Origin of the sequence: Roseibium sediminis (assembly GCF_008711325.1) — a bacterium.
In the GTDB taxonomy this organism is placed as follows: domain Bacteria; phylum Pseudomonadota; class Alphaproteobacteria; order Rhizobiales; family Stappiaceae; genus Roseibium; species Roseibium sediminis.
Genome location: NZ_VXDB01000005.1, coordinates 142,181 through 154,051, shown reverse-complemented (window position 1 = coordinate 154,051; position 11,871 = coordinate 142,181). Strand labels below are relative to the sequence as shown.

At 59.7% G+C, this 11,871-nt stretch carries 9 protein-coding genes; 2 read left to right on the top strand and 7 right to left on the bottom strand.

Translation table 11 applies throughout. The features are described from left to right. Positions 1-22 precede the first annotated feature (22 nt). A complete protein-coding gene (locus F0155_RS06810; protein WP_150523746.1) occupies positions 23-322 on the top strand; it encodes an integration host factor subunit beta in 300 nt (99 codons plus the stop codon). A 74-nt stretch (positions 323-396) separates the two neighbouring features. Then, the gene (locus F0155_RS06805) at positions 397-753 is read left to right on the top strand and encodes a lipopolysaccharide assembly protein LapA domain-containing protein (RefSeq protein WP_150523745.1); all 357 of its coding nucleotides are present in this window, start codon (positions 397-399) and stop codon (positions 751-753) included. A gap of 283 nt (positions 754-1,036) precedes the next feature. On the opposite strand, the gene F0155_RS06800 is transcribed toward F0155_RS06805, so the two are convergent. The 7 genes from F0155_RS06800 to tsaE form a co-directional block, all read right to left on the bottom strand. Then, positions 1,037-1,648: a trimeric intracellular cation channel family protein gene (locus tag F0155_RS06800; protein ID WP_150523744.1), complete on the bottom strand. Its 612-nt coding sequence runs from the start codon at positions 1,646-1,648 to the stop codon at positions 1,037-1,039. A 58-nt stretch (positions 1,649-1,706) separates the two neighbouring features. Then, a complete protein-coding gene (grpE, locus tag F0155_RS06795; protein ID WP_150523743.1) occupies positions 1,707-2,333 on the bottom strand; it encodes a nucleotide exchange factor GrpE in 627 nt (208 codons plus the stop codon). Positions 2,334-2,457: 124 nt separating this feature from the next. Then, positions 2,458-2,778 carry a thioredoxin gene (gene trxA, locus F0155_RS06790; protein WP_150523742.1) on the bottom strand — a complete coding sequence of 107 codons (321 nt, stop codon included), beginning with the start codon at positions 2,776-2,778 and terminating at the stop codon, positions 2,458-2,460. A gap of 88 nt (positions 2,779-2,866) precedes the next feature. Further along, a complete protein-coding gene (gene addA / locus F0155_RS06785; RefSeq protein ID WP_150523741.1) occupies positions 2,867-6,388 on the bottom strand; it encodes a double-strand break repair helicase AddA in 3,522 nt (1,173 codons plus the stop codon). After that, entirely contained in the window at positions 6,385-9,564 is a 3,180-nt protein-coding gene (addB, locus tag F0155_RS06780) for a double-strand break repair protein AddB (RefSeq protein ID WP_150523740.1), read from the bottom strand. Before addB ends, addA begins: the two co-directional genes overlap by 4 nt. 3 nt (positions 9,565-9,567) lie before the next feature. Beyond that, positions 9,568-10,302, bottom strand: coding sequence for a nucleotidyltransferase family protein (locus tag F0155_RS06775; RefSeq protein WP_150523739.1), 735 nt, complete (start codon positions 10,300-10,302; stop codon positions 9,568-9,570). A 9-nt stretch (positions 10,303-10,311) separates the two neighbouring features. Then, on the bottom strand, positions 10,312-11,859 hold the full coding sequence (tsaE, locus tag F0155_RS06770) for a tRNA (adenosine(37)-N6)-threonylcarbamoyltransferase complex ATPase subunit type 1 TsaE (RefSeq protein ID WP_150523738.1): 1,548 nt from the start codon (positions 11,857-11,859) through the stop codon (positions 10,312-10,314). Between the last annotated feature and the right edge of the window lie 12 nt (positions 11,860-11,871).

Below are 11,871 nucleotides of genomic sequence, written 5' to 3'. Positions count from 1 at the left end.
GTAGCGGTTCCAGGGGGCACCAATGATAAAATCCGAGCTTGTGCAGCATATCGCAGAGCAGAACCCGCATCTCTATCAACGGGATGTCGAAAATATCGTCAACGCGATACTGGACGAGATTACCGAAGCTCTCATGCGTGGAGACCGCGTCGAGCTTCGTGGGTTTGGCGCTTTTTCCGTCAAGAACCGTCCCGCTCGTGTCGGACGCAATCCGCGGACCGGCCAAAAGGTCGAGGTCGAAGAAAAGCATGTGCCGTTCTTCAAGACAGGCAAGGAAATGCGCCTGCGACTGAATGACGGTGTGGATCATGGCGACGACTGACGTCGCCTGACACGACAAACGCCGCAAATCTTCTATAATCCACCCGAACCAGGGATGGAAACCGGGAGACCGCCGTGACCCGTTTGGTCAAGAACATCATTCTTTTCGCCGTCGCTATCGTGATGATCCCGTTGTCCGTTGCCAATCGGCACACGGTGTCGATCGCGCTCAATCCGTTCGATCCGCAAGACCCACGGCTCACCATTCCGGATGTGCCGCTGTTCTGGGTGATCTTTGCAGCTCTTGGGGTTGGTGTTGTGCTCGGAGGCATCGGCGCCTGGGCCAAGCAGGGCAAGTGGCGCAAGGAAGCCCGGATGAAGCGCCGCGAAGCTGCCAAGTGGCACCGCGAGGCAGATCACCTTCGCGAACTCACCGAAGCTGGTGACCCGAACCAGCCCCGCCTGCCGGGCAACAGCCCCCGCGCAGCCTGACACGAAGTCCGCCGCGTCGACTGCCGGACATCTTCCGGCGGTCACAAATCTGTCAGGGATCGAACTTTTCCAGGCTCCCCTACTTCAAATTCTGCCCACGGATCCTATCTGAAGGATCGTTGGGGGGAATTTGATGATGTATGTGATGGAGCCTCCCATGATGACGACCTTGGCCTATTCGGTCAGCCTTCCCGCCGTTGCCCTTGTTATCGCGACCTTTGCAGCGGCCTGCGGTCTTGCCTGATCGAGATCCGGCGTAAAGGACCACGCGAGGCGCCCCCCCTCAATCCACGTCCCTGGCATTGTAGACCGGCAGCGTCCAGCCCCGCTCTATCGCGCCGCCGCGAAGAATGAGAGCGCCTGCCATGCCCATAACGGCGGCAGGCCAGCCGCCGAAACCGATCTGTTCCAGCACCACATAGATGCCTGCTCCGGCAAATGCGGCGCCCACATAGATTTCCGGCTTGGCGATGGCAGATGGTTCACCGGCGATCGTATCGCGAATGATGCCGCCAAATGTGGCTGTTGAAACGCCCATCAGGATGGCTACGAAGACCGTGTCGCCTACAGTGAGGGCCTTGGCGGCTCCCATGACGGAATAGGCCGCCAACCCGACAGCATCCGCCCAGCGGAGCGGTTTGCCGAGGGTTTCAATCCGGGCGGCACCGAACCACATGTAGATGCTCACGCCCAGACAGACGATGAGATAGCCCTCGGCCTGCGTCCAGAAAACGGGCACACCGAGCAGCAGGTCACGAAGAGTGCCCCCGCCGATCCCTGTGAGGCTTGCGAAAAACAGGAAAGCAATGAAGTCCAAGCCCTTGCGGGAGGCAAGGATGGCTCCTGAAACGGCAAAGACCGCGACACCCAGATAGTCGAGCACTTGAAGAAGCATCGCCGACTCCCCGCCACAAAGGAAACCCGCCGGAGGTTCCGGCGGGTCTGATCAGCTGTCAGGCGCTCTTGTCGACTGTCTGGCCGGGTTCCGCATCAGCGGCATTCGCTGTCGGCATGTCCTTTGGACCGCCTTTGGCAACGCCAACCATGGCAGGGCGCAGCACACGGTCACCGATCACGTAGCCCGCCTGGACCACCTGAACGACCGTGTTGTTGGGAACATTCGGGTTCGGCACTTCGAACATGGCCTGATGGAAGTTCGGGTCGAACTTCTGGCCTTCCGGATCCAGCTTGCGCACACCGTTCTTGTCGAGCTGGTTGAGCAACTCGCGCTCGGTCATTTCGACACCCTCGATCAGGGAAGCGATCCCGGCGGCTGCATTCGTGCGGTCTTCCTCGGGAAGGGAGTCCAGCGCACGGCGCAGATTGTCGCTCACCGTCAGAATGTCACGCGCAAAGCTTGATACGGCATATTGCTTGGCATCGCTGATCTGCTTTTCCGTCCGACGGCGAAGGTTCTCCATTTCGGCCATGGTGCGCAGGACCCTGTCTTTCAGGTCTGCGTTCTCAGCCATCAGAGCTTCAACCGGATCGGTGCCAGCGCCAATTTCCGCTTCAGATGCGGTGTCTGCAGCTGCAGTGGCGTCCACTTGCTCTTCCATTTTGTTGTTGTCGTCGCTCATGGATTTTCCGTTCAAATTTCTCGAAAATGGGATTGCACGGCCTCTTTACACGCAGATGAGCGGATACGCCAACCGCATACCCGCCCAAAGCCGTTCCGATTTGCTGTTTTTCAGAGCCAAAGGCTCACAGGGAGCTCTTGATCCAGTCGGCGAGCTTGTTTTTTGGGGCTGCGCCGACCTGCTGAGCCATCGGCTCGCCGTCCTTGAACATGATCAGCATCGGGATCGAGCGAACGCCGTATTTCATTGCGGCATCCTGGTTCTCGTCGATGTTGAGCTTGGCGATTTTCACCTGACCGGCCAGTTCTTCGGAAATCTCTTCCAGAGCCGGGGCGATCATCTTGCACGGACCACACCATTCGGCCCAGAAATCCACCACTACCGGTTCGGAGGACTTCAGGACATCCTGTTCGAAAGACGCGTCTGTAATCGTGCTGGTTGCCATGGTTCGATCTCTTTGTGAGGGTTTGTCAGATACACCCCTTGAAGGCGTATCACGGTTGCTGGGAACGTAGGGAGCCGAAGGCCGCGCGTCAAGCGGGCGAGCCGTCCGGCTTTAGGTGACGGAACGTTTCATCCAGAAGTTCCTCGGGCAGAACCATAAGCTTTGGAGCACTTGTCCAAAGAAGCGCCGCGCTCACGGTTTTGCCGGGAAAGACCGGCTTCAACAACTCCCTGTAGACAGCCAGCTGGGCCAGATACTCTGCAGGGACGTTTTCGGGCGACGAAGGAACGCTCACATTGGTTTTATAATCCACGATCAGAATGTGATCGCCCATATCGACCAGACGGTCGATCTGACCGGACACGGAAATCTCTTCGCCGCCGGATGTTGTCAGCGTGCCGACGACCGGCACTTCTGCTCGCGATGAGGATGCCAGCAGCGGCGCGAACTCCTCACGGGCAAGAATTTCCCTCACTTCGCTGGCAAGGCTCTCCTGTCTGGAGCGGAAGGCTTGCGGCAAGGAGGTTCCAAGGTAGCGCTCGATTGCCGCGTCCCGTTGGTCCTGCGGCATGTTGGGGAGCAGCTCCAAAAGCCGGTGGACGATCCTGCCGCGCTCCAGAGGCCACGACGGATCAGCAAGCCGGCTCTTCAGCCGTTCGGCTGCCGGCACAGGCTCGATGCGTTCCTTTTCCTCCATCACTTCAAAAACCCGGGACGGCTGAAGCCGCCGCTTGCGCTTGGGCGCCTTCACGGGAACCGACAGCCATTCGGGCGGCGGAGGTGGCAGGTCGAACATTGGGGACGCCGTTCCCTCGCCTGCGCCGTGACCAGCCTTAATTGCTGTCGGTGCAGGATCGTTTGCCGCCTTTTGCCAATGCCAGGAAACAACCTGCCCATCTGCAGCCTTGATTTCGCGCGCGCCGGGCTTCAAGGCTCGGGCCACGAGACTGTACCAGGCATCTTCCGCTGCGCCGCGCTTTGGTTCCCAACCGCAGACCACCAACCGATCCTCAGCCCGGGTCAGCGCCACATAAAGCAGTCGGCGATATTCCTCTGCCTGTGCATCGTGACGTTCCGCAATGGCGGAGGCATGCCAATTTGTCCGATCGGCCTTTGACGGAAGCCATACAAGCGCCGGAGCCGCGCCCGTGATCTTTCTGTCCAAAGGCAGGAAGGCCGGGTCATGCGCACTTGTGACGGGCTTCCCGCCCGGATCAACCAGAATGACAACCTTTGCCTCCAGACCCTTGGAACCGTGAACTGTCATGACGCGCACCAGACCCTTGGTGCTGGTCAGTTCACGCTTGATCTCCGTCGGTGCCGCGGCCATCCAGGCGAGGAAACCCTCCAGGCCCGGAGTTCCGGTCTGCTCATAGGCAAGCGTCAGGTTCAGGAACTCGTCCAGAACGTCATCGACTTCCACGCCAAGCCGCTTGCGGAACAACCGCCGTCCCCCATCGGCAGACAAAAGCCGCGAAAAGAACTCGAAAGGTGGCATGAAGTCGGCTCGCGCGCGCCATTTCTCGATGCGTTCGCGAACCTGATCCCATTTCCCACTCGCCTCAGCCCGAGAAAGCAGGCTCTGCCACAGTGTGCCTGCCCGCCGCCGACCGTCTTCATCCCGAGCGATGTCCAGAAGATCATCATCATTCAGCTGGAACAGCGGGCTCTTCAGCACCGATGCAAGCGAGAGATCGTCTTCGGGCAGCAAAAGGAAGCGCCCGAGCGCTGCCAGATCCTGAACGGCAATATGTTCAGTCAGAACAAGACGATCGCTTCCCGCAACAGGGATGCCGCGCTGTTTCAACTCTCGGTTCAGGATCTCGACGAACGCACCACGTTTGCGAACGAGGATCATGATGTCACCGGGGTCGGCTTCCCCGTTCTTCATCCATTCACTGATCGCTGTACCAATACGCCGCGCGACCCGCGCGGGCGGTGAACCCGTGCCCACATGATCTATCGGATCGCGCCAGTCTTCCGGTTCGGCAACATCCGCTTCCTGCTCCAGCGGCCAGATTTCGATCAGGCCGGGGTCTTTGCGAATTGCCTCGTGGACCGGAGCCTCAAGCTTTTGGGAGAGGCCCTGAAAGGCTTCCCTTTTCTTGAAGACCAGATCGACCGCGCCCAGAACATCGGGGGTTGAGCGGAAGGACAATTGCAGGTCAACCGAATGAAACGTGTGTTGCGCATCTTCTGCCTGTTTGGAGAAGTTGCGGCGCATGGCATCAAAATAGGCCGGTACGGCTCCCTGAAAGGAGTAGATCGACTGCTTTTCATCCCCAACCGCAAAGAGCGTCCGAACGCGTTCGCTTGCCCCATTCCCGGAGAAGAATTCGGCCGCAAGCGAGCTGACCACCTGCCATTGGCGTGGACTGGTATCTTGCGCCTCATCGACCAGAATGTGATCGAGCCCCTGATCCAGCTTGTACTGGACCCAAAGCGCCGCATCAGAACGGGCAAGCAGCCTTGCGGTCTTGACCACAAGATCCTCGAAATCGAGATACCCCTTGGCGATCTTCGCTTTCTCGTATCGGTCGATCACGCCGTAAGCCAGACGCAGAAGCGCGCTGGTTCCATCGAAGGTAACAGCAGTCCGCCGCTCATTAAGCAGGCTAACCAGTCTGTCTTGTTCGGCAAGCAACGCTTCGATGATGTTCGGGAATTCCTCCGCCACCTTCTTGTTGGCGAGCTTTTTGCGAGGCTCAAGATCTTTCGTCAGGAACAGGGATAGCCAAGCCTTCTTGTAAGAGACTGGGTCCTGAGTGTCAGCGCAGGAAACAAGCGCGTCTGCAAGTTTCAGGTCGTTGCCGGAGCCCAGACGAAAGGCTTCGGCGTAGCTGAGCAATGTGTTTCGGTCAAACGGGCATTCCGACAGGAACCGGGCGTCGATATCGGTGACACCGGTGCTGCCGGAGAGACCCAACTGCTGCGCCAGTTGCAAGAGCGCAGGTTCCAGTCCGCCGGTTTCCTCCAGCCAAAGGCGCAAGGCATCCCGGTTTTGAATAAGTTCATCGAGCGCCTTTTGCGCCGTTCCGTCAGCCATCAGGTCGATGACCGTGGCAAGGGACTTGCCAAAGGCGCTGTCGGGTCGTGTTTCGGCAAGATGCAGCACGGTGGCCCGTGCATCCCCCATCAACTCACCGCCAATTCGATCATCGAGCACTTGAAAATGCCCGGCAACATTCGCCTCCAGCGGAAACTGATGCAGCAAGGCCTCGCAGAACCCGTGGATGGTCTGGATCTTCAACCCGCCGGGGGTTTCCAGCGCCTCTGCAAAGAGCCGCCGCGCAAACGCAACCCGTTGGGCGTTTGGCCTCTTTCCCTCGATTGCCTCCAGCTCAGCGGCCAACTTGGCATCGTCCATGGTCACCCAGTCACCGAGGATGCGGAACACACGGGTGGCCATTTCGGCAGCCGCCGCCTTGGTGAAGGTCAGAGCCAGAATGCGCGATGGATCAGTGCCATCCAGCAAGAGACGCACAACCCGGCGCGAGAGAACGAAGGTCTTGCCCGACCCGGCATTTGCACTCACCCAGGCCGAGGCGCGCGGCTGGGATGCCCGGTCCTGCCTCTCGCGGGTCAATTCGGGGATCTGAAACCCGCTCATGCGTCGTCCTCCCCGGAGGTTGACCATTCCGCGACACGGGCAAGATGGTCATACGGTCCGTTGGTGTCACGCTCCTTCATCACACGGGCGCGTGACAGATAACCGCTGTCAGGTTTTGCATAATGCGCGATCAAACTTTCAAGCCGCGACCAGGCATCTTCCGCCAATTCGGAAACATCCCGTTCCTTGGGCGAACAGGAGACCTCGTTGACCGGATCCGTTCCACCTTTCAGCTGCAAATACAGGAATTCCGAAATCGGCCTGTCGCCCAGCACATCCTTGAAGCCGGACCGCCGGATCATGGCCGCTTCCAGCGGCAATTGGGGCGCCAGGAGTGCCTCCACCTGTTTCTGGCTGGGAACCTGACCGGTCTTGTAGTCCAGAATGCCGATGGTGCCGTTTGTCATCATGTCGATCCGGTCCGCCCGGCCTTTCAGGCGGAAATCGAACCCCGGCAATTTCAGGTCAACGCCGCCGCCAACTTCCAGATACCGGGTTTCGACATTTGGCGACCGTGAGGCTTCATAGGCAACAAACCCCTTCGCAATGCGCTGGAAGCGAGGCCACCAGAGCGCACGAACCGCCGGAAATGCAGTCAGGGGCTCAAACAGTTCCTCGCCGATGTCGATCAGGCTGGAAACAGCTGTTTCATCGAAAGGACCGGTCCAGGTCGACAAGAATTCGGCAAGTGCGTCGTGAATGATGTTGCCCTTGTCCGCAGCCCCCGGCTCGCCACCAATCGGGTCGACCGGCTGCACATCCAAAACATGCCGAGCGAAGATCGCGTAAGGGTCGCGGATCAAACGTTCGATTTCGGTAACGGAAAGCTGTGTCGGACGGATCGCAACAGGAGGCTTTGGATTCGGGCGTTCTGCCGGGCGCACAGGACCATCTGCCCGATCAATGGCCTCAGCCAGTCCCAGATAGAAGTTGCCCCGTTCTTCCATCTGCGAAGTCAGTACACCGCCGGCAAGTGTCGTCAGTCTCTGGAGCCATCTGGACGCAACGGTTGGCGCTCCATCGGTACGGCTGGCTCTGGACAGGATGACCCGGGACGCGCCGAACCCCATGCAGAAATCATGGGCGGCGGACCCGATGCGCCGCTCCGGCGGCTCCAGTCCGATATCCCGTTTCATGGGCCGATTGAGCCAGGGGTCATTCCTGGTCTTCTGCGGCCATGTCCCTTCGTTCAGACCACCAAGGATGACCCGGTCAAACTGTTGCAAGCGGGCTTCCATCGGCCCCAGAATTTGAACCCTCGGGTCACCGGGCAAACGACGGCGGACCGCATGAGATGACATCAGGGCTCCAAGAACCGTCGGCCAGTCTGTCGGCGCGAGCAAAAGCCCGCTGTTTCCGGAGGCCAGCAATTCGGCCATGAAAGCAGCGAACACATCACCGGCCTCTTCGGCATAAAGTTCATCGGAGTTGCCCGTTTCATCCGCGGCAACGGCTGCGACGGATCTGGCATGAGCTTCGGCAAGCTCCACGACCGGTCTCGGCTCGGCCTCTCCGGCGATGCTTTCAAGCGGTGCCAAAGCATCGGCCAGTCTGTCCACCAAATCGAGAAGAACGGGCCAGTCCTTTTCGTGGATCTTCTTCCAACGCGGCGGTTCGCGGTAGGTGCCCTCTGCCAGCCGCGCCTGCTCCGCTTCATCTGCTGCAGCCTTGACAGCGGCCTTCAGACCATCCGTTCCCGGTGCCGCGCGGGGACCGCGCAGCACACCACGCTCCAGCGCCCGTGCTGCGGAGCGAATTTCCTTTGCCGACAAACCTAATCGGCAGAGCGGGTGCTTTAGCAGCGCAAGCAGATCCAGCGGATCACAATCGAAAAGCGCCAGTTTGGCGGTCAAGATTGCCAGAATGGCCGGTGGCGTCTGATCGAGCGGGCGGCCCGCACTGTCGTCGACCTGAATTTTCCAGCGGGCGAGCTCACTTGCCACCCGGCGCGTGAGAAACCGGTCCGGCGAGATGAGAGCGGCAGTCTCGCCCTGTTCCAAGGCTTCGCGCAGGGCTATGGCGATGGCGAGCGCCTCTCCGGCTTCGTTTCTTGCCGTTATCAGGCTGACATTTTCAAGTGCGGCAGCAGTTCCGCCATCTTGCCGATCGGCGAGATAGGACATCCACCCGTCAGAGGTTTCAGCCGGTCGCATAGCTTCCGACAGCAGTCGTTCACGGGCAATATCGGCTTCAGAGCCAGGGCCGCCGAGTGGCAGGACATCACGGCGCTCCACCTCCAGCCGTGCCAACAGTTTCTTCAGCGAGTATTGCGGGTGCGCGGCGTGTCCGCCGGATTTTCCCACTCCCCTCCCTGAGGCACCTTTTTTGCTGTTCGCCCCATCCAGTGTCTTCCAGGACGCATCGTCAAGACGAATGTCCAGACCGGGCAACACGATTGCGCCCTGATCCAACCTCGAGACGGCTTTCAAAAGCGCTGCGGTTGCCGGGACGGACCCCGTTACTCCGGCAACGATGACCGGCCCCTGCGGCGGGGACGTCAACAAACGCTCCGCTTCCTTGCGGATGAGCGCCGAGCGACGCGCCTTTGGATCCATCACCCCACGTTCTGCAAGATGAGCGGGCCACGCCTCCTGCACGATCTTCAGAAAATCGAGCGTGATCTGCCAGTAGCGCGCGTGATCGTCTGGCACGAGAGCCTGAAGGTCCGACCAGTTGGCTTCCTCGGTTTCGATCTCGTCCATCAAGGCGAGAAGATCAGCTGCCAGCCATGCGGCGTCTGCAGCAGACGCAGGGACACCAAGCGGCTCATCCAAACCGAGGTTCAGAACCTCGCGGCGAAGCGCACCTTTCCACGCCATGACCAAGCGTGTCATGGCCAGATGACGCTCCAGAACCGGCATGGCGGGCGGGAGCGCCTCGCCATCCCCATCCGCGCCCAGAAGAAGCTGCAAATCTTCTTCCGTGTCACCCACTGGCCTGATTGTCGGAAGCAAGACCGGACGCCCGCCAAACAACTCCTGAAAAATCTCCGGCAACAGGCGCGCAGCACGGCGGGTCGGCAAATACAACGTGGCGGTCGGCAGCAGCAGAGGATCGTCCAGCGGACGAAACCCCGGCACCAGCGTTCCATCTACAAGAGCAGTTGCCAGCGTCTTCAGGAACGGAACGGAGGGCGCAATGGTATGGACCGAGGCTCGTTGCCTATGCTCGCCCATGCCTCAGGCCGCGCTTTCGCGCACGGCATGTTCGGCAGCGTGAATGGCTTCCGGCGTCCCGACATGCAGCCAGATGCCTTCCATCTGAACCCCGAAAAGTCGACCCGCTTCAATGGCACGATCGAACAGGACATTCATGGAAAAGGACCCTTCAGGCGCGTTCTCGAACAGGCGGGGATGCAGAATGGCTGCTCCTGCATAGGCAAAGGGCGTTACGCGCCGCTCCAATCTGCGGCTCAGGCTTCCGTCGCGCGCCATCTCAAAATCACCCCGCCCGGAATAGCCAACCGCATTGACGGTTTCAGCCAGAAGCAGCAGCGCATCCATGCGCTCGCTGTCCCAAGCCTCGATCATGTGCTCCAGATTGGGTTTGACGCCTTCAATCCAATAGGCGGTGTCGGCATTCAGCTGGAAAAAGGGATCATTTCCCAGGAGCGGAAGGGCCTTCATGATGCCACCGCCCGTTTCCAGCAGTTGCGCCCGTTCGTCAGAAACGAGCACCTCCATATCGGCGCGGCGCTTGACATGCACCTCGACCAGATCGGCGAGATAATGGACGTTCACGACACAGGTTTTGACCCCCACCTCGGCCAGACGGTCAAAGCCGTGATCGATCAGGGCCTTGCCATTCACTTCGATAAGCGGTTTGGGGGTGGTTGCAGTCAGCGGACGCATGCGCTTGCCCAGTCCGGCCGCCAGAATCATTGCATGTGAAGGCCGGAATTGCCCCTGTGCCATGTTGAAATCTTACTCCGCGTTTTGCCCATCAAACAGGCCGCTTTTTTCGAACCAAACTTTCAGATCCGCCATCGCCGGATGACGCAGGACCCGCTCCATGTATCCGATCAGGCGCGGCGCGTGTTTCATGTAGCCCGGCTTGTCATCCCGCCTTGCCAGCCGCACGAATATCCCGAGGATCTTCGTGATCCGCTGGCAGGCCATGATGGCATAGGCTGCTTCAAACCGCACCCGGTCAAATGCCGGATTGACTGACTGTCTTGCGGAAATGTAGGTCGCCACCAGATCGCTTTCCAGCTGTGGTGAAATGTCGACACGAGCATCCAGTGCGAGCGAGGCAACGTCATAGGCCAGAGGCCCGATGACCGTATCCTGAAGGTCAATCAAACCGATTCGGTCGTCACCTTTGCGCCCCTCAAGCCACAGGATATTGGGCGAATGAACATCCCTTAAAACCCAGCCGATTTCCGCCTGCTCAGCTGCCCTGATGGCAGCCATCCAAAGCTCGCGGAAGGCACGGCGCTCGTCTTGTTCCAGCTCCCGTTTCAATCGGTCGGGCGCAAACCATTCCACATAGAGCTCTGCCTCGGTGATCAGGGCTTCCAGCGAATAGTCTGGGACATGATAGATATCGCCATCTGGAAGAAGGACGTCCTGCGGAAGCGGCCTTTCGTGCATGGCGGCCAGGACCCGCATGGCTGCATGATAGCGCTCAGCAATCGGCCCATTTTCGTCGACAATTCCCGTTGACCCGAGATCCTGAAGCAGCAGCATTCCGGCCGTTGCATCTGACGCCAGCACCTTTGCAGCCCCAAAGCCCCGGCTGTGCAACTCACCGGCAACCGCGACAAAGGCCCTGCAATCGGGCGCCCGGTGGACCAGACGATTGTAGGCAAGAGCCTCTGGAGTGCCCATGGCACCACTTGGCTCCGGCCAATCCATCAGGATTGCCATTTCACTGTTCTTCGAAATGCGTTCGAAATTGCGGATGGAGGCATCACCGGCAATGTGGTGCCGCGCTGCGCCTTCAAACCCGTTCGCGTTCAAGAACTGGCGCAGCAATCGGGTTCGCGTGATGCGTTTCTGCCATTCGGGATTTTGCGACCAGAAATCCGCGACGCGCTCGCCTTCGGTGTTTGTTTCCCTGAGCTGGATCCAGAGCGCATCTTCAGGCAGGAACCCGGCAGCCATTTCAGGCCATTCCACCAGAGCTGCGCCGGCTTCAAGGCAATCGGCAAGCCCCAGTTCTTCGACCTCCTCCGGTTCTTCCAGCCGGTAGAGATCAAAATGGGCAACCTCCAGACGGTCGAGGGAATAGGTCTGAACAAGGGTAAAGGTCGGGCTGGGGACTTCCAGCTCTGCATCGGCGGCCAGAGCTCGCAGCAATGCGCGCGAAAGGGTGGATTTCCCGGCTCCCAAATCACCGGAAAGAAGAACGCAATCCTCCCTGCGCAGGATAACAGCAAGGTCCTCTGCAAGGCGTACGGTTGCGCTTTCGCAGTCCAGAAGGATTGACGTGAAGGGCGTGGGAAGCTGGCGGAGCGGCTGACCGGACATGGGCGACCGGCA

Coding starts and splice junctions, on each gene's coding strand:
- F0155_RS06810 (WP_150523746.1), top strand. CDS start 23: ATGATAAAATCCGAGCTTGTGCAGCATATCGCAGAGCAGAACCCGCAT.
- F0155_RS06800 (WP_150523744.1), bottom strand. CDS start 1,648: ATGCTTCTTCAAGTGCTCGACTATCTGGGTGTCGCGGTCTTTGCCGTT.
- grpE (WP_150523743.1), bottom strand. CDS start 2,333: ATGAGCGACGACAACAACAAAATGGAAGAGCAAGTGGACGCCACTGCA.
- trxA (WP_150523742.1), bottom strand. CDS start 2,778: ATGGCAACCAGCACGATTACAGACGCGTCTTTCGAACAGGATGTCCTG.
- addA (WP_150523741.1), bottom strand. CDS start 6,388: ATGAGCGGGTTTCAGATCCCCGAATTGACCCGCGAGAGGCAGGACCGG.
- addB (WP_150523740.1), bottom strand. CDS start 9,564: ATGGGCGAGCATAGGCAACGAGCCTCGGTCCATACCATTGCGCCCTCC.
- F0155_RS06775 (WP_150523739.1), bottom strand. CDS start 10,302: ATGGCACAGGGGCAATTCCGGCCTTCACATGCAATGATTCTGGCGGCC.
- tsaE (WP_150523738.1), bottom strand. CDS start 11,859: ATGTCCGGTCAGCCGCTCCGCCAGCTTCCCACGCCCTTCACGTCAATC.